The 17,551-nt window shown below is 58.7% G+C and carries 13 protein-coding genes; 4 read left to right on the top strand and 9 right to left on the bottom strand.

Annotation, left to right across the window (positions count from 1 at the left end; genetic code table 11):
* Positions 1 to 76: 76 nt before the first annotated feature.
* On the top strand, positions 77 to 1,039 hold the full coding sequence (locus RAC79_RS04810; protein ID WP_161987760.1) for a glycosyltransferase family 32 protein: 963 nt from the start codon (positions 77 to 79) through the stop codon (positions 1,037 to 1,039).
* On the opposite strand, the gene RAC79_RS04805 is transcribed toward RAC79_RS04810, so the two are convergent.
* Positions 1,031 to 1,774: a polysaccharide deacetylase family protein gene (locus RAC79_RS04805; protein ID WP_142844350.1), complete on the bottom strand. Its 744-nt coding sequence runs from the start codon at positions 1,772 to 1,774 to the stop codon at positions 1,031 to 1,033. The two genes, RAC79_RS04810 and RAC79_RS04805, sit on opposite strands and share 9 nt — an antisense overlap.
* On the bottom strand, positions 1,771 to 2,868 hold the full coding sequence (locus RAC79_RS04800; RefSeq protein ID WP_142844349.1) for a glycosyltransferase family 4 protein: 1,098 nt from the start codon (positions 2,866 to 2,868) through the stop codon (positions 1,771 to 1,773). Before RAC79_RS04800 ends, RAC79_RS04805 begins: the two co-directional genes overlap by 4 nt.
* Positions 2,869 to 2,995: 127 nt before the next feature.
* Here RAC79_RS04800 and RAC79_RS04795 point away from each other — a divergent pair, with 127 nt between their 5' ends.
* Together RAC79_RS04795 and RAC79_RS04790 are read left to right on the top strand one after the other, a co-directional pair.
* Complete coding sequence (locus RAC79_RS04795; RefSeq protein ID WP_161987758.1) at positions 2,996 to 4,336, top strand: nucleotide sugar dehydrogenase; 1,341 nt, start codon at positions 2,996 to 2,998, stop codon at positions 4,334 to 4,336.
* Between the two features lie 4 nt (positions 4,337 to 4,340).
* The gene (locus RAC79_RS04790; RefSeq protein WP_078052412.1) at positions 4,341 to 4,823 is read left to right on the top strand and encodes a class I SAM-dependent methyltransferase; all 483 of its coding nucleotides are present in this window, start codon (positions 4,341 to 4,343) and stop codon (positions 4,821 to 4,823) included.
* A 33-nt stretch (positions 4,824 to 4,856) separates the two neighbouring features.
* On the opposite strand, the gene RAC79_RS04785 is transcribed toward RAC79_RS04790, so the two are convergent.
* The 4 genes from RAC79_RS04785 to RAC79_RS04770 form a co-directional block, all read right to left on the bottom strand.
* On the bottom strand, positions 4,857 to 6,551 hold the full coding sequence (locus RAC79_RS04785) for an adenylate/guanylate cyclase domain-containing protein (RefSeq protein ID WP_142844348.1): 1,695 nt from the start codon (positions 6,549 to 6,551) through the stop codon (positions 4,857 to 4,859).
* A gap of 208 nt (positions 6,552 to 6,759) precedes the next feature.
* Positions 6,760 to 7,461, bottom strand: coding sequence for an MBL fold metallo-hydrolase (locus tag RAC79_RS04780; RefSeq protein ID WP_233282671.1), 702 nt, complete (start codon positions 7,459 to 7,461; stop codon positions 6,760 to 6,762).
* Positions 7,462 to 7,810: 349 nt separating this feature from the next.
* A complete protein-coding gene (locus tag RAC79_RS04775; RefSeq protein WP_003521299.1) occupies positions 7,811 to 8,266 on the bottom strand; it encodes a cyclic nucleotide-binding domain-containing protein in 456 nt (151 codons plus the stop codon).
* A gap of 43 nt (positions 8,267 to 8,309) precedes the next feature.
* Entirely contained in the window at positions 8,310 to 11,027 is a 2,718-nt protein-coding gene (locus RAC79_RS04770; RefSeq protein ID WP_065656996.1) for an ABC transporter ATP-binding protein, read from the bottom strand.
* 344 nt (positions 11,028 to 11,371) lie between these two features.
* On the opposite strand from RAC79_RS04770, the gene RAC79_RS04765 reads away from it, so the two are divergent.
* Complete coding sequence (locus RAC79_RS04765) at positions 11,372 to 13,177, top strand: serine aminopeptidase domain-containing protein (protein WP_174039686.1); 1,806 nt, start codon at positions 11,372 to 11,374, stop codon at positions 13,175 to 13,177.
* Between the two features lie 21 nt (positions 13,178 to 13,198).
* Here RAC79_RS04765 and RAC79_RS04760 read toward each other — a convergent pair whose 3' ends face one another.
* From RAC79_RS04760 to RAC79_RS04750, 3 genes are read right to left on the bottom strand one after another with little or no spacing between them, the layout of a single operon-like run.
* Positions 13,199 to 15,655 (bottom strand): glycoside hydrolase family 2 protein, encoded by a 2,457-nt coding sequence (locus RAC79_RS04760; RefSeq protein ID WP_174039685.1) that lies wholly within the window; start codon positions 15,653 to 15,655, stop codon positions 13,199 to 13,201.
* Positions 15,652 to 16,635 carry a DUF1839 family protein gene (locus tag RAC79_RS04755; RefSeq protein WP_174039684.1) on the bottom strand — a complete coding sequence of 328 codons (984 nt, stop codon included), beginning with the start codon at positions 16,633 to 16,635 and terminating at the stop codon, positions 15,652 to 15,654. Before RAC79_RS04755 ends, RAC79_RS04760 begins: the two co-directional genes overlap by 4 nt.
* A gap of 6 nt (positions 16,636 to 16,641) precedes the next feature.
* Positions 16,642 to 17,550, bottom strand: coding sequence for an amino acid--[acyl-carrier-protein] ligase (locus RAC79_RS04750; RefSeq protein WP_065657001.1), 909 nt, complete (start codon positions 17,548 to 17,550; stop codon positions 16,642 to 16,644).
* Position 17,551: the final 1 nt, after the last annotated feature.

Raw genomic sequence — 17,551 nt, 5'->3', positions numbered from 1 at the left:
GGCTTCCGAAACACGACGGCTTGCCTGACGCCTTTTGTTTGGCGATATGTTAACGAGCGTTTCTGGATGAGGATCCATGTCCGACAAGAAATATTACGATGCCCAGCTAGATAAGGCCCGGCAGTTGCAAAATGGCGGTCAGTATGCGGAAGCGAATGCGCTTCTCTTATCGCTGGTTGCAGCAAAGGACGGCCACCTGATGGGTGAGCAAACGGTGCTCGGCCTGCCGCGCCGGCTGCACGCGGCACGGCTGCGCCTCGCCAAGGCCGAGGGCGATATGGTCGCCAAGATCGGTTATCAATATACGCTTGTTCCACCTCCACAGGTGCTGGAGAAATATGCGCGGTTTTCCACGGAAGAACGTCGCACGATCAGCCTCAAAAGCCGTGAAGATGTGCCAAGGCTCATTCACCAGATATGGATCGGGGAAAAAGCCCCGCCGGTATCGGTTGAGGCATGGGCCGCCCACGCTTCGAACCATGGTTACGACTATCGGCTCTGGCGGGAGGCCGATCTTGAGCGGGAAGGTGTGTTTTCGAACGGCGTCTTCAAAACCATGCTGGACAAGGGCGATTATCCGGGCGCGGTGGATGTGGCCCGTTATATGCTGCTGGAGCGGTTTGGTGGCATCTATCTCGATTGCGACTGGTATCCGGCGCGGGACGATATGAGTTTCGATACATTCCTGCCTCTGGTGGGGCTGACGGTGTTTGACGAAAAAACGCCACGGGACACGGGGCAGGGCAGCATGCTGCTTGCCAATTCCTTCATTGCTGCGCCTGCCGGACATCCGGTTTTCAGCAGGATGCTGGAAGCCTTTCCCGGGATTATCGAAGACATGCCGCGCGCGCCTGCCTGGTGGTCGACCGGCCCCTTGATCTTCACCATCATCGCCCGCGCGGGAAGTATCAGCCTTGCGCCGGCGGGGTTCGTTGCCGCGTCCCTTCCCGACCGCGCCCCTCTTGAGACCGTGGAAGCGGTCAGGCGGGAACTTTCCACCAAGGCGAGCGGGTTGCTGATCGCCTGGAAATCATGGTGAGATGTCGCCGACGAGGTCTTTCGAAGAACGCCAGCGGGCGGCGGGATGTTCGGCGGTCACCTCGAAAAGCCGTCTCAGAAAGCGCCAGACATTGTCGTCATGGACGAGATGGTGGGTGAGGATGCCGGTGGTGCCGCCGTTTTCGGCGGTCGTCAGGATGCGGGCGGCGGTCTCCGCGAAGAGCACGTCGTCGTTACGGCCACCGCGACTGCCGTGCCAGTCGATTACATCGACATGGGTGTTCAGGCAGGGCGGCAGGGTGCTTTTCTCCGGGCCGAAAACGGATAGGGCGCGATATCCGAGGCCCGCCAGTGCCTTCACGATACCGGCATCTATGCGGTTCCACGGCGGCACGAGCATCGGCACCAAACGCCCGCCATGCAGGTCGTGGAGTTTATCCAGTCCGGATTGCAATTCATCGAGAACGACAGCGGGGTCGCGATGCGATCCGAGTTCCTGTTTCTTTTCCTTCTCGCCGGCATAATTCGTATGGGACCAGCCATGCACGGCGACCTGGGCAATGTCCGACACATCCAGATGCCGTGCGAGCTTATCGGTCGTCATCTCGGGGATGACCGCGAGCGTGACCGGAGCGGAGAAGCCGCCGCAAAGATCGAGCAACGTGTCGAGCGCGGGCGTCGGCTCCACCGCATCGTCGTCCCGGAGCCAGAGATCGGCGGATATGCCGCGCCGCCCGCATTCGTCCAGTGCCGCAACGAGTTTTTCCAGACTCATGATCTTCGCGCCTTTGCTTGCAGCAGGATATGGTTCAGTTCTTTTGCGGCATTTTCCAGAGACCGTTCGTTCCTCACGAATTGCCGGGCCGCCCGTGCCAGTTCTTCGCGCTGTCTGTCGTCACCGAGCAGGGTTTTAATCGCGTCGGCATAGGCGGCTCTATCATTTTCTGGTGTCAGTAATCCTGTGATGCCGGATTTTACCACCTCGGGAACGCCAGCCGCTTCCTCGGCCACAACGGGCAGGCCGGCAGCCTGCGCTTCGAGATAGGCAAGACCATAGGCCTCGCCATGGCCCGGCCAGACATAGAGAGAGGCTTTTGAAAGGAGCATTGCGATCTCGGCTGCGGTTTTTTCCCCGTGCCAGACGAGACGGTGGTTGGGAAACGTGCTGAACATGGCCTGCACGACCGTGCGTTCCGGTCCGTCGCCGACGATATCCAGCGTCCAGTCGAGATCCTGCGGCAACAGGGCGAGCGCTTCGGAAAGGGCGCGATAGCTGTCGAGTTTGTCACCCGCCCGCATCATGGCGACGGTGATGAGCCTTGCGGGTAACGGCTTGGGCGTGTTCTTGAGAAAAGCCCCAGTATCGATGAAAGGCGGCAGCATGGCCCAGCGAAGGGTGGGCGAGGCCCGCACAAGCCCTTCACGATCCCGCGCGGTGAAGCAGATATTGATGGCGGCGGCGTTCAATGCGGCCAGCAACCCATCCTGAACCGCCTGCCATCCCATACCATTCCGTTTCGGCGAATAGGACGCTTCAGCGCTGACATAGGGGATGTCGAAACGTTTGCTTAGTTCCGGTCCGAGTAAGTCCGGCGCCTTGTAATAGGGGTGGTAACAAAACCAGAAATCCGGCACGCCATCCCGTCGCCAGCGCCGTGTGACGATCTCGATTTCGCGCTCGGCCTCATCGGCGACCAACGCCCTTGCCGGGTCATCGGGCTGTTTCAGGAAGCTGCGCAGTTCCGAAGCGACGGAAACATCGTGACCGCCCATCGTGATCGCCGTCATCAGCAAACGGGCCATCAGCCGGTCACCGGAGGGAACGGGATGGTTGGGAGATTTGAGCGGCGCATAAAAGGCGATCTTCATGGCGACGGTTGTGCGTTGGCAGTGGCTAGGGCGTCAACCGGAATTTGAAAGGGCCGAGCCTTGACAGGTCCGTCATTCTTGCCCAACTGAAAGGCATCTTTTGCACATGCGCGGAGCGTGACACGCTTTGACTTCCCCAGACATTTCCCGGAACCTGCTTTCCAGCATTGAAAACAAAAGCGCCAAAGCGGGGGTGATAGGCCTCGGCTATGTCGGTCTGCCGCTTGCCATGACGATCGCCAGGGGCGGTTTCAAGGTTGTCGGTTTCGATATCGACCCCGGTAAAATTACTGCGATCGAGACCGGGCGCAGCTATATCGAGGCCGTTTCCGACGAGGTTCTGGCAAGTGTGAGACAGGATGACGGCTTTGTCGCCACCTCGGATTTCTCCAGGCTGGCCGAATGCGATGTCATTGCAATCTGCGTGCCCACGCCCCTGACGAAATATCGCGAGCCGGACCTTTCCTATGTTGAAAAGACCTGTCGCGATATTGCCGCCTATCTGCGCAAGGGCCAGCTCGTGGTTCTGGAATCGACCACTTATCCCGGCACGACTGACGGGGTGGTGAAGACCATTCTGGAAAGCACGGGGCTTGTCTCCGGCGTTGATTTCTTCATCGGTTTTTCACCCGAACGGGAAGATCCCGGCAATCGCGATTTCGAAACTTCGACCATTCCGAAGGTTGTCGCTGGCGATGGCGAGGCGGCCGGAAAGCTGATGGCGGCATTTTACGGTTCGGTGGTCAAAAAGATCGTCCCCGTCTCGACAAATGCCACCGCCGAGGCGGTGAAAATCACCGAAAACGTCTTCCGTGCCGTCAATATTGCGCTCGTCAACGAACTCAAGGTCGTTTACGAGGCGATGGGTATCGACATCTGGGAAGTGATCGATGCGGCGAAGACCAAGCCGTTCGGTTTCATGCCGTTTTATCCCGGCCCGGGCCTTGGCGGCCATTGTATACCGATCGATCCTTTTTACCTCACCTGGAAATCGCGCGAATATGAATTGCCGACGCGGTTCATCGAACTGGCCGGCGAGATCAATACCGGCATGCCGCGTCACGTCATCGGACGGGTCGCGGAGGCGCTCGATATTCATTCCGGCAAGGCGCTCAGCCGCTCGAAGGTGCTGGTCGTCGGCCTCGCCTATAAAAAGAATGTGCCGGATATTCGCGAAAGCCCCTCTCTGAAGCTCATCGAGCTTATTCAGGAGCGTGGCGGCGAAGCGGCCTATTTCGATCCTCACGTGGCCGAAATCCCGAAAACCCGGGAATATAGCCACCTGATGGGCATGAAATCCGTGCCGTGGGACAGGCAGGCGATCGGCGCTTTCGACGCCGTTCTCGTTGCGACCGATCATGACAATGTGGATTATGCCGCTCTAAGCGAATGGGCGCCGCTTATCATCGACACGCGCAATGTTTTCGCGCGTCGGGATATAGCCGCAAAACACATCATCAAGGCCTGATAACATGAGCAGACTCGATAGTTTCATTCGCCGGCTGACCGCGCAGCGCGATATCCTCAACCATGTCGCAGCCGATCTCGATCTGCCGGATGAAGGCGCGCTCATGGAAATCGGCCTTGGCAATGGGCGCACCTTCAATCACCTGCGGGAATTGTTCCCCAACCGCCGCATCATCGCTTTCGACAGGGCCATGGGTGCGCATGCCTCCTCCGTTCCGGCACAGGAAGATCTGGTGATCGGTGAAATATCGCAAACCGCTCCGGCTTTCGTCGGCACGGAAGCGGCGTTCGTGCATGCCGATATCGGCACGGGCTATCCGGAAAAGGATGCGGTTACCCTCACATGGTTGCCCGATCTTGCGGCGGGCATGCTGGCGAAAGGCGGTCTCGCGGTCAGCGGTCTGCCTCTGGATCATCCCATGTTGAAGCCGCTGCCGGTGCCGGCAAGCGTGCCGACGGACCGCTATTTTCTCTATCGCAAGATTTAAGATCGGGCGCCCCACAGGTGTGTCGGGGCTATCTCATAAATAGCGCTCGCTCTCTTCTTTCGAGAGCAGGAAGACCTTCATTTGCGAGTTGCGGCCGCGAATGGCGATTTCTTCGCTTCTGAGATCGGCAATCACCTGTCCCGCCTGAATGATGGCCGGTTCGGAAACAACGATGGCTGCGCCGAATTCCTTGGCCTTGGATTCGAGCCTGCTTGCCACGTTGACGGTATCGCCGATTGCCGTCAGGGTTTTGGCCGCCCCATATCCCATGACCCCGACGATGCTCGGACCGGAATGAATGCCGACGACGACTTCCAGGCGGACGGCGAATTGTTTCTCCAGCCCCTCGTTCAGGATTGCGATATCCCGCAATATGGTCGCGGCCGCCTTCATGGCGTTGTGGCAGGCATGTTCCGCGTCCTCGCCAAGTCCGAAAAGCGCCATGGCGCCATCGCCGATGAATTTGTCGAGATGGCCTCCCGCCTGTTCGACGGCCTGGCCGACGATGGTGAAATAGCGGTTCAGAAGGAAGACGACATCATAGGGCAGCTTCGCTTCGGAAAGCGTGGTGAAGTTGCGCAGATCGCAAAAGAGGATAGCGATTTCTTCTTCCCGGCCGGGGCGGGCCGGTTGTGCATCGGCCGGCAGGTCGCTTTGCTGGGGCGGCGAAACGAGAAGCGCGATATCAATATCGCTGGTGGGGCGTAGCTGACAGCCGAGCCGGACATCGGAATCGGCATGGATGCGCCGCAATGTGGTTTGCTCGATGTCTCCCGGTGGCGGTAGCGGGCCTTTGCTGTTCAGAACCTTGACCCGACAGGTTGAGCAGCGCCCCTTGCCGCCGCAGACGGAGTAATGCGGAATTCCCGCAAGGCGGCTGGCTTCCAGAATGCTGAGCCCGGCCGGTACATGTGCCTGCGCGCCATGTTCATAGCGGATTTCGATCGCCGTCAATCGTTGCCGAAAGCTGCGTACGCCACGCATGGCGAAAACCAGCATTACCGCGCCGACGAACAACGTCTCCGCTGTGCCGGTGATGAAACGGATCTGCGTTTCCATTTCCCGCTGCAGTGGCAGCTCGTCCTTTTGAATCGTATTGTCGGCAAGTCCGGGTGGGAGCGCGTATTTTTCATCGATTTCCGCCAGCCAGCGGCCGGCATCGCTGAAGCCCAGCAGCGCCAGGAGCGGCAGCATCACGGCCACCGTCATGAACAGCCCGGCTATCCGCGGATACCAGTCCCGATAACGCAGCCAGAAATAGAGGCCAATGCATCCGTGGACCCAGATCACGATCAAGGCGAGGCTTTGCCAGGCGCCCTGTATCGGGTTGTTGATCCACAGCCTGCGGATGACCGAATAATAACCGACATCGATGCCATAAAGCATATGCGACACGCGGATATTGACGGCGTGGCCGATGATCAGGAACGGGATCGACAGGCCGAAGATGACCTGAAGCGCTTCGCGGAGCGGCATGCGCAGCGTTCTGCGCAGATAAAGCGAGCGCAGAACAAGACAGACATGTACCAGAACCGAACCGTAAAAAAGCAGGCTGCTGACGGGGTTGAGCCAGATCAGGCTGAACCATTTTCGCGCCCGTTCGGCGGTATCGATGGAGATGAGTGCGAGGGAGTGATTGAAAAGATGGGAAAATACGAAAGCAAATATGATGAGGCCGGATAAAATCCGGGCGCGTCTCAAATTGGTCTCCGAAAAGAAACGGATCATGCAAATCCCATCATGTGGTCATTCAGCGCAGAATCATCATGTAGTATGCGGTGGCACCTTATTGCAGACTGTCTCGTGGCAATATCGTGGAGCAATTGATCGGAAACGGTCAATTGTGCGTGTTCGAACGCCCGCATGGCAAGGGATGTCGAATTCAGGGTTTCGAAAACGCGGTCGGACAGGTCGACTTCGCCGAAGCCGGATTGCGTCAGAGCTCGATGATCTGGCCGTCCATGGCCGCGAAGGCGCCGCTGAACTGGGCTTTCGCCTGTTTTTCGATAGTGTCCAGTTCTTCGTCGCTGCGGCTTGGGGCATGGTGGATGAAGCCGACATTTTTTGCGCCGGCGTGTTTGGCGAGGCGGATCGCCTGTTGCCAGGATGAATGGCCATAGCCGCGATAAAGGCTCATTTCCTCATCGGTGAACATGGCGTCATAGAGGAAAAGGTCGACATCCCTGATCAGGTCGAGCACGGTTTCGTCCATATCGCCCGGCTCATGTTCGGTGTCGGTGATGATGGCGAGGGACTTTCCTTCCCAGTCCAGCCGATATCCGATGGCGTTGCCGGGATGGTTGAGCATTCCGGTTCTGATCGAAAGGCCGGGATGCACATCGAGCGTATCGCCCGGCATGAAGTCCCGCGTGTCGATTTTTGCGCAGCAGATTTCCAGCGGCACGGGAAACCACGGCGGGCTCATGAAGTCCTTGAGCATTTCCCGGGTGGTCATGGTGCCGGCGAGGTGGCCCGACCAGATGGCGACATCGTTGGAGCTGTTATAAAAGGGCTTGAAATAGGGGAAGCCGACAATGTGGTCGTAATGACAATGCGAGAAGAACAGGTTGACGTCGGTAATGCCTTCCGCCCGCAGGGCGAGGCCAGCGGGATGCAAGCCCGAACCCGCATCGAACAAAAGAACGTGATCGCCGCATCTTACCTCGATGCAGATGGTATTTCCGCCGTATTTTCGGAAGTTTTCACCTGAAACAGGAAGCGTTCCCCGCGCACCCCAGATCTTTACCCGAAAATTTCTATTACTTTCCCGACTTGCTGTGTCGGAATCGAACGCCATGACACACCCCAATAACAACGGAATCTTGCACGCTTTCCTCCCATGAAGCCCGTTGTCTCTATAGATTCTTATATCCGCTCGTTTCTGGCGGACGCCTTTACCCCTTATTCAGTCAGCATTTCATTTATATTGCAATAGTACGACATTTATTTTTCCAATATCGCCATTCAAGGTAGCAAGGAATTGTCGTTTATGTCCGGGCGCCTGCCCGCGCTTTGCTCAGTTCCGCCGTCGTCTGGGTAAGGCGTTCGGCCAGAACGCGCATGACCTTGATCGTGATGTCGGGGAAATCGGACATGAGCTTGAAGAACTGTTCCTTGCCGATGCGCAGGGCTTCCACATTGGTGGAGGCGCGAACGGTCGCGGTTCTGACGCTATCGCAGAGGATAGCGATTTCGCCGACAATGGCATTGCCGGTCATTTCGGCCACTTTCAGCGTGCCCGAAGGGGAATCGACCAGAACATCGACTTTTCCGGTCAAGACGACATAGGCCGCATCGCCAACATCTCCCTGATGAAACAGCACGTCGCCAGCATGATAGGACACCCGGTCGGATGCGAATGCCAGTAGTTTGAGCTTTGACGGTTCCATTTCCGAAAAAAACGGCACCCTTTTCAGCATCTGAATTTCGTCTTTAAACAGCATTGACTTACCCTGTTCTTGTTCCACCTCGGTCACCTTCTTGGATTTATGTTGCGACCATGTCCTTGAATGTACCGTTTTCCTCGGCGAGAGTCTCGTAACTTCCGTCGGCGGTGATCAGGCCCTGATGAACAACGATCACCCGCTCGAACATGCGGGAGAGCGTCGCATTCGACAGGACCCATATGATCGACGGGTTATTGTTGTTCTGTTTCAGGAGTGTGATGACCCGCTCGACAATTTCCTCCTGTTGTCGGGGATCGAGGCCGGGAAGAGGGCGGTTGAAGACGTAATAATCGGATTTGCGGATCAGCGCCCGTGCCAGATTGAGCTTCTGGCGCTGGAGCGGGCCGAGCCGCTTGCCGCCCGCGCCGAGGTTGAAGTCCAGGCCCACCGCCAGCACGCGCTCATAGACACCCTGCTTGCGCATGACATCGGCGACGATGCGGGTGATGCGCCGCGAGGCGTCGGTGTAGCGATGGCTGACCTTGCCGAACAGGATATTGTCCAGCAGGCTGGTAGCGCTCATATATTTGGTCGGATCGTAGATTTCGATCACGTTTTTCAGGCTGTCGGGCAGGTTCTCATGGAACATGTGCCGGACTTCGACGATCCGCTTCATGATCTCCGGCGACAGCAGGCCGAAACGCTGGCGAGGCTCGATGTAGAAGAAGCTGAGCCGCAGCATTGCGCGCTTTTCGCTTTCATTGGCCTCGTCGAAACTCCGGCTCTGAAGGCGTTGCAGCATCTGCTGATACACCGGAATGTCGTCAGGCGTCATGAAGGTAAGCTGCTGGAAGAAGGGGTGGTCTCCCGGCAGGTCGGCGAAGATTTCCACGATGTTTTCAGCAATCGTGTAACCCATCTCGAACAGGGTTTTCACGAGGCCGGTTTCGCGCATCAGGGAGCGGAAATAGTCGCTTTCGATGACGGTTCGGATCGTCTGGGAAGAATCCCGCATGGTGCCGAACAACAGGTTTTCCCCGACCGTCGCCTCGCTGTTATAGCTCTCCAGTTCAAAGGGTGCGATGAGGCCGCTCAGATTTTCCTTTTCGAGCTCCGCACGCAGCACATGCCGCAGCTCAACGATGCGCGCGGCAAGATGCAGGTCGGTCAAAGGGTCGATCGACGAACGCAGCGCAAACTCCAGAATATCCTGCGACAGTTCCACGCTGTCGAGGACAGCCAGAATGGCCTGGATGAGATTTTCCGGCCTGCCGTCGCCGGCCGGGCTCGAAGCGTAGTCAATCCATTCGCTGTTGATATCGATCAGCGGATTGCCCGCCATCTTTGCTTCGCGGATTTCCCACTTGCGATGTTCCAGCGCTGCCCCCTCATAGTTCCTGTCCGCGAGCGGGGCGTGTTTGAGGCCGTAAAGCAGGTTGTCCTTCAGGCTGGCGTGGAAGAAATAGCTGTCCGAGGACACATAGGAAATGCGCCGCCCGGTCAGCGATTCCGGCAGTTCCAATATGTCGACGTCGTTGATGCTGATCTTGCCCGAGGTTGGCCAGAGCGTGCGGCCGATTGCATCCGCCAGCGCCTCGGCGCCCGAGCCGCCGACGATGGCGATCACCTCGCCCGGCTCGACCTTCAGCGATGCCTGTTCCAGAAGCCGGCTGCCGCTATCGTCCTCCAGTGTCAGATTGGCGACGACGATCGGGGCGCTGATCGCCGCGACTGCGCCGGGAGACAGTTTCTGAACCTTTTCGTCGATCATGTTCGGGGCATCGAACTGCTCGAAGACCTGCTCGTATTTCACCTGCACGTCCTGACGTGCCTGATCCCAGTCGATCAGTTCCTTCAGCGGTCCGGGCAGTTCCTTATAGGCATTGATGACGGCGACCAGCTGCCCGACATCGAGACTGCCCTTCAGTGTGAGATAACCGCCGAGCGCATAAAAGAAGAAGGGAGTGAGCTGTGCGAGGAAGTTATTGATGAACTTGACCAGAAACTTCCACTGGTAGAGATCGTAGCGGATCTTGAAGATGTCGCCGAGCCGGTGCGAGGCATCCGCGCGCTCGTAATTCGACGTGTCATAGGCATGGATGGTGCCGATACCGTCAACCATTTCGCCGATGCGTCCGGCAAGCTGGCGGGCGCTCAGCTGCCGCTGGCGGCCAAGCTCGATGAGGCGGCGGCGCATTTTGGGAATGATACCCACCTGAATGGCGGCCATGAAAGCCGCGATCAGGCCCAACCAGAAATTCTGCACCAGAATGAAGAAGAGCGCGGAGAGCGCCTGGCCGCCGAGGAGGGCCGGCTGCACGAAGGCGTCGCCGGTAAAGCCGCCGAGCGGCTCCACCTCGTCCTTCACCATGCTGGAGATTTCCGCACCTTTGACCCGCTTGAAATGGGAGGGTGGGAACCGCAGGATCTTGTCGATGAGCTCGAAACGGATGCGCCGCAGAAGCCGCTCGCCAAGGCGGCCCTTATAGGTATTGATGTAATATTTGAAGAGCCCGTTGATGATGACAAGCGCAAGGAACGTCAGGCTGAGCGCCATCAGCATCGACATACGGTTGAGCTCGAGCCCGGGGAATAATGTCACGGTGCCCCAGTAGGGGATATCGACCGTGAGATGCATGAAAAGCTGCGTCGCATTCGCCCCTTCGAAACCATCCCCCTGAATTGGGCCGTTGACGATCTGCTTGGGCAGATCGAAGGCGAGGAAATAGGGGATCATTGACAGGGCCACGATCAGCAGAATGAAAAGCTGCTGCCGCCTCGTGTGCGACCAGATATAACGCGTAAGGCTTTGTTCCATATAAAACTTCTATGACCTGTCGGGCGTGGCCCGGCGTGTTGGTTTGCGCGGTGTCTAGACGATCCAGTGGCCGGGTGGCGCAACCTCCTCCTGCAAATAGGTATGGGACTCGCTATTTATCAGTATATTCAAGCGGTTTCGAGTAAAATAGCGGCCCCGCCTGGACTTGCCCGTCATCTCGTCATTCATTTTTGCAACGTGCGGGCGGCAATGGATATAAATGCGACTATATTTTTAGACTTCTCTAATGTTGTTGTTTTTATTGTAGATCAGGCGGTAAGACGCTTCGATACAATGATCCCGTAATGGTTGAGCCAGACACTGGCGCAATGATGGCAAGGCGGATGGCGATAGATATTTCAGAGCGTACAGGCAGCGATCCGTCTCTTGATGCATTGTCGCTTTCCGGCATTGCCTCGAATGGGGCGGTTGCGCATCCGGTCTCTTTTGATGGGCTCACCGGAATTTTCCATCCGGCGCGCAAGGACGTCAGACAGCGCCATGCCGTTCTTTTCGTCAGCCCATGGGGTATGGAGGAGCTGTGCAGCCGCAAGTTTCAACGGGTACTGGCCGAGCGGCTGGCCGCTTGCGGTGTTGCCAGCCTGCGATTCGACTATCTGGGCGCGGGTGACGCCTTCGACCCTGACGATGCGGGCCGTGCAGCGGACTGGATTTCCGACGCGCGCTCGGCGCTCAACTGTCTGAAGCGTCTTTCCGGCTGCGCCGAAGTGGTCGTTGTCGCTCAGGGCCTTGGCTGCCTGATTGCTGCACAGGCGTTTGCCGATGTGGCTGAAGTGGGTTCCATGGCGCTTCTGGCGCCTGTGGTTTCCGGCCGCGCCTATCTGCGTGAGCTGGCGATGTGGTCCTCCATGATCGACGATGGCCTCGGTCTCCGGCCCGCGCAACGGATGACGGAGGCGGGATCGATTGCCGGTATGGCCATGCCTGCCGGTGTTGCGGATGCGATCAGGAAGGCCAATCTTTCAAATCTGACCGCTGCTCCGGCGCGCAGCATTCTGGCGCTTTCCCGGCCGGGCCGCGTAACCGATGCCGATTTCGCCAGGCATCTCGTTGCGATGGGCGGTGCGGTGGAGGAGGCGGAGTTTTCAGGTTACGACGATCTCGTTTCCAGCCCTACGCTTTCGAAAATATCCGACGATGTGGTCAACCGGCTGGTCGATTGGGTTCTCTCCCAGACCCGTGCCGAGAGTCCGGCGATCTTCCAGGAGGATTTCACAGTCAATGCCCCGCAGCGTGGGCGCGGTTTTGTCGAGCAGCCGGTGCAATTTGGAGAAGGCGGACGGCTTTTCGGTATTTTTTGCGGGCCTGACGACCGGGAGGTGGTTTCTTCGGTTCTTCTGCTTGGCGCCGCCTATGACCGGCATGCGGGTTGGGGCAGGCTTTCCGTGCAGATGGCCCGTACATTGGCGCGCGAGGGGGTGGCATCGCTGCGCTTCGATGCGGCCAATATTGCCGACAGTCCTCCGGTTAAAAACGTGCCCGAGCAGGTTCTTTACGATGCCGCGCAGAATGACGACGTGGCTGCCGCACTCGATTTTCTCGGCAAGCGCGGCAAGGGACCTTTCATTGCGGCGGGCCGGTGTAGCGGCGCTTATCTCGCCTTCAACGGCGCAATTGCCGATGAGCGGATCGACGCCGTGGTCGCGGTCAATCCGGTCGTCTTCCATTGGCGCAAAGGCCGCTCGGTGGATGAGGCCCTGCATAAACGCCCGCGTTCCTTTGGGGAATACAGCCAGCGTTTTCGTCAGGGCGCGACATTCAAGCGTCTCATCAGCGGCGATGTCGATGTGGCAAGTGCGGGGCTGAACATCGTCAAGGCGACGATCAAGAGGCTTTCGACAAAAACGGCGAGGCTGTTCCGCAGGGGCAGCGAGGAAGGGCGTGCCGTTTATGGTGCGTTCGACAAATTGAAAGCGAATGATACCGCCGTTCATCTGCTCTACAGCGACAATGACGATGGTCTGGAACATTTCCAATATTACTTCGACGCGAATGGCAAAGGACTGGCCGCCTATAAGAACGTGTCGCTCACCATTATTCCCGATGCCGATCACAATCTCTCAACGCCGGAAGCCAGACAAATCTATATCGACGCGGTGAAGCGGCTGGCTCTCGCGCATTTGCGGTAAAAATGCCTTGGCTGTCATGCCCTAGAAGGAAAATCGCCGGCTGGAACCCAGTGACACGACCTCTCCGGAAGGAGGGGTTTCCGTCGCCGGGGTCTCCGGCAGGAGGCTGATTTTTCTGGTTTCGCCGGGGCCGAGATGGAACCAGTTTTCCGAGGCGTAATAACCATGCACCTCGACATGGACGGACTGCGCCAGCCGGTCCGTGCCGATTTCAAGAAACCAGTTGCCGCTCGTTTCACTGATCGCGACCTGAAGGTTTGCGGCGTGCAGCGCCTTTTTACGGCCCAGAGGGAAATGGAATGCGTCGGCGATGACGTGTCCTGTCGCAACGTCGCGAAGCCGGGCGACGGTTACGTCATGGGACGGAGGGCCGAAACGATAGGCATAGGTCGTATCGAAAAAGGCGCCGAACAAATCTGTTGCGGCAATGGTCCGGCTCTGTCGCGGCGAAAGCGTGAGCGGTCGTTTGGCGTGGACGACGGGTTGCACACCTTCGCGCAGGCAGGTCAGTTCCAGCATGGCTTCGAGGCCGCCGCCGGTCTCGTTGACGAGGTTTATATCCAGCCCGTTCGTGCCCTCATCGGAAAAAGTAACCTGAATGGGGCGGAACGCCCTTTTCAACGCGTGCCAGACGGATTTGGGCCTGCCGGTCGCATCGATGACACCCCAGCCTGCGCCGGGAACGAGATCCTGCAGGGTCCAGACCAAAGCGCCCTGACAGGAGGAGCCGCTGCGCCGCCATTCGGCGAAAGTCGCCTCCATGACCTCGGCCGTGGCGGCCCGGGACATGTCGAGATAAAGGCCGCCGTCTTCGCGACGCAGAACATCCGGTTCGACGTCGTAGAGCAGCTTTAGATAATGGTCGCGAACATCCTCGAAATCCCAGGATGCCCCGCGATCGCGCGGTGCGCGTGCCTTCCATCGCGGATCGTGCACGGCCACGCCGGGTAGATATCTATCCAGCGTTTCCTGTTCGGGAATATTGGCGAAGGCGAGGCACTCGGCGGCGAAGCGCAGATCGGCCCGGCGGGCGTCTTCCAGCGGGCGGCAATAGGCGCCCACGCCGTAATAATGGCCGACCCCGACATTGGGAAAAAAGGGCAACGCGCCGCCGGAGGGGGAATTGGCGACATAGGCTGTGTCCGGGCGTTTCTCGGCAAGGAGTTCCGGCAGAACCTCCTCGGTGAGCGTTCCCTTCCATATCTGTTCCGGCAGACCGAGCATCGCGCCCTGCTGGTACATTTCACTGCCGCCGCAGAAGACGGTGAGCGATGGAGAAAGCGCGGTGGCTTCGAGGAACTGCGAGATTTCCGTGACGATATGCTGGCGCAGGCTCTCGTCCTTTGCCGGGTAATCGAAATTGGCGAGCATGGCGTCCTGCCAGACCATGATGCCGAGTTCGTCGCAAAGCGCGAAAAATTCCGGAGTCTCATAAGCCATGGTGCCGCCGATGCGGATCATGTTCATGCCGGCTTCCGCGGCTTTTCGAAGCCATGGCTCATAATCCGCCCCGGTTCCCGGCAGGGGCACAATATCGGCCGTTGTCCAGACCGCGCCACGGCAGAAGACTGGCTGACCGTTCACCTTGAGGCCGAAACCCTCACCGTCTTCGCCATGATCGATCTCGACCCGTCGGAAGCCGGTGCGCCCCAGCCTATGTTGTTCGCCGTCCAATTCCAAAAGCGTGTCGTGCAGCGCAGGCCTGCCATGGGTGTGCGGCCACCATGTTTCGACTTCGGGTATATGGAGTTCGCCGGAAAACTTGCCGTTCTCATCCCCGGAAAGATCGGCACTATAACCCGCGCAGCCAAGCCGTGCCGATTTTATGGGCCGGTTGGTTTCCAGCGAGATGGCGACCGTTCCCGTTCCTGCCTCGTCCAGCGAAGATCGGAGCGTGCAAAGCACCGCGTCCCGTCTGATGAGACTGATGGGTCGCCATGGGCCGGCGGCGTGGATTTCCGGGCACCAGCCGGGCATGTAACCGAGTGCGGTGGTGCGGATCAGCCGCACCCCCTGCGTATTCATCATCTGCGGCCGCCAGCGGGCGCGGGGACCGGTTTTTTCAAGCCTCGGCGCAAGCGCCCGGAAGCAGATGCAAAGCTCGTCCGCACCCGTGAGTTCGACCGGCACTTCCAGCCTTTCGAACATGCTCTGGCTCGCGGCGATCAGGTCGCCGTTGAAGAAGATTTCGGCAATGGTGGAGAGACCATCGAAGCGCAGGGTGGCGCGTTCGCGCGTATCGGAAATCATCGTCAGCCGATACCAGGCATCCCTGTCATTGAGAGGCGCCGGGGCAAGGCGGTCGAATTTTCCAGCCGCTTCCAGAGCCTGCGCCACCGTGCCGGGAACGGAGACGTGAAGGCTTTCAAGCGATGCGGGAATATCGGACGGCGTCTCGCAGGCATCGGCGGGTGTCAGCGTCAGCGTCCAGCCTTCGCTCAGCAATTCCTCGCTCTCGCCGGGAAGATAAGTCCTCACGCGGCCTCGCTGGCATCAGTGAGTTTAGTCGAAAGCGCTTCCATAACGCCATCCCACGCATCCGCTGCTGGATCGAGCACGGTGGCCAGCGCATCAAATTTGCGGCGGGTGACGGCGCGGGCGAGCTGGAACTGCACGGTCTTGGCAACCTCGGAAATCTTGAGCGCGTGGTCTCTTGCTTCAGAAAAACCCTCCGCGTCCAGCCATTCGAAGTGGCTTGCCGCCAGTTCGAAATTGGCGCCGAGCTGGCGCAGCGTGTTGAAGGCATATTTGTGGAAAAAGCCGAAGGGTCGGTCAGCGACCTTTTCCACCTGCGCCGGAAAAACGCCGGCAAAAGCACGGACCGGGTTGGCGGAGGGCCGTCTGGAAAAATGAAACTTCAGGAGCCGTTCGGCCGTCTTGCGAATATGTGCGGGCGAGGGGCTGCTATCCGCGAATTTTGCAAATTCGGTATAGGGCAGGAAAGGCGGGTCGGTCTCGGCCAGATGATGCTGGAACAGGCCGTCGAAATCTTCATCTGAAAGGTGGAAGAAGCCGGCGTTATGGAAATAGTCGAGTTCGCGCTTCGCGAGGTCGAGCCGGTTGATGGCGATGGTGGTCTTGCCATGTTCCTTCCGGTAGCCCACTCCATGGGTATCCGGCATATAGAAGCTGTCCATCTCGATCAGGCAGATGCGGCCGCGTGCGAGCTGCGCCTCGATGTGGTTTTCCACGCTGTCGAAGATCGCAAGTTCGGTGGCGCGAACGCCATAAAGCGCCTCGAGGTCTTCCAGCGGCACCTTGAAGAAGGTGAACTGGTCGCCTTCGAAATCCTGCGTGAGCGTGAAACCGAACATGGCTTCCGGCGGCAGACCTTTCGAGGCCAGCACCTCGATCCACAAATCGATGTAGCAATTGGTCTCCGGCCACATTCTCTCGGAGGAATGGAGCGGATGCTGCACATAGTTTTTGGGATCGAGACCGGGAAAAATCTGCCGCATGAATGATCAGCCCCAGAGCGTTTCCACGACCTTCGCAGGCCATTTCTTCACGTCGAGACCATGATGGGCAAACAGCGCCAGCGCGATGCGCTCAAGGCCGAAACCGACGCAGGCGGTGTGGGCGACATCGCCATTGGCGAGGTTGAGGCCCCATTTCTGGCCGAAGGCATCCTGATGATAATTGAAGCTCATGCAGGCCGTCGGGCTGGTCGTGGATGTGACCGGGATCAAGAGCTCGAATTTCAGGTTCTGGTCGCGCTGATTGTTGGCCAGCATTTTGCCGGCGCGGCCGAAGAAGGGATCGTTGGCGACATCGATGGTGACGTCGAGCCCGACCGCTTTCATCATCTGCACGCCGCGATCCATCCAGGTCTGGCGGAATTCGGTGACGTCGGATTCGGTGCCCATGCAAACATATTCGCGCATGCGGAAAAGCTGCTGGCGGGCCGGGTCCTTGGAGGGTTCATGGCGGAAACAATAGGACTGGATGTCATAGAGACCGCCGCCGGCAGGCAGTGCGCCGCGCTTGGCAATCGTCGGATAAAGCGGATAGCAGGCCGCCGGCGTCAGCACGATGTCTGTCGCTTTCTGGTCCTTGGTCCAGTCGCCGCCCTCGTCCATGGTTTTCAGCAGGCTGACATGGTCAAGCTCACAGCCGCAGAAGGAATGGACCGTGCCGGCGAGCTGTGGGAAGCTCTTCATATAACCGCTCTTTTCAAAATAGGCGCGGTTGATGCCGGGCGGAAAGCGGATCGCTTCGGCGCCGTCAGCGCCGCCCGTGCGGTCGATCAGCCTCTCGAATGCGGCAATGACATCCTCGAACTGGCCGCTGCGTCCATAAAGACCGTCCACACCGGTTTCAATCAGCAGGCCTTCTTCGAACAGTCGATCGAGAAACGATGTTTGCATGTCCATG

Source organism: Agrobacterium sp. LR_9 (assembly GCF_041954855.1).
GTDB lineage: Bacteria > Pseudomonadota > Alphaproteobacteria > Rhizobiales > Rhizobiaceae > Agrobacterium > Agrobacterium leguminum.
This window is presented reverse-complemented; position numbering and strand designations above follow the sequence as displayed.

Coding starts and splice junctions, on each gene's coding strand:
- RAC79_RS04810 (WP_161987760.1), top strand. CDS start 77: ATGTCCGACAAGAAATATTACGATGCCCAGCTAGATAAGGCCCGGCAG.
- RAC79_RS04805 (WP_142844350.1), bottom strand. CDS start 1,774: ATGAGTCTGGAAAAACTCGTTGCGGCACTGGACGAATGCGGGCGGCGC.
- RAC79_RS04800 (WP_142844349.1), bottom strand. CDS start 2,868: ATGAAGATCGCCTTTTATGCGCCGCTCAAATCTCCCAACCATCCCGTT.
- RAC79_RS04790 (WP_078052412.1), top strand. CDS start 4,341: ATGAGCAGACTCGATAGTTTCATTCGCCGGCTGACCGCGCAGCGCGAT.
- RAC79_RS04785 (WP_142844348.1), bottom strand. CDS start 6,551: ATGATCCGTTTCTTTTCGGAGACCAATTTGAGACGCGCCCGGATTTTA.
- RAC79_RS04775 (WP_003521299.1), bottom strand. CDS start 8,266: ATGCTGTTTAAAGACGAAATTCAGATGCTGAAAAGGGTGCCGTTTTTT.
- RAC79_RS04770 (WP_065656996.1), bottom strand. CDS start 11,027: ATGGAACAAAGCCTTACGCGTTATATCTGGTCGCACACGAGGCGGCAG.
- RAC79_RS04765 (WP_174039686.1), top strand. CDS start 11,372: ATGGCGATAGATATTTCAGAGCGTACAGGCAGCGATCCGTCTCTTGAT.
- RAC79_RS04755 (WP_174039684.1), bottom strand. CDS start 16,635: ATGCGGCAGATTTTTCCCGGTCTCGATCCCAAAAACTATGTGCAGCAT.
- RAC79_RS04750 (WP_065657001.1), bottom strand. CDS start 17,550: ATGGACATGCAAACATCGTTTCTCGATCGACTGTTCGAAGAAGGCCTG.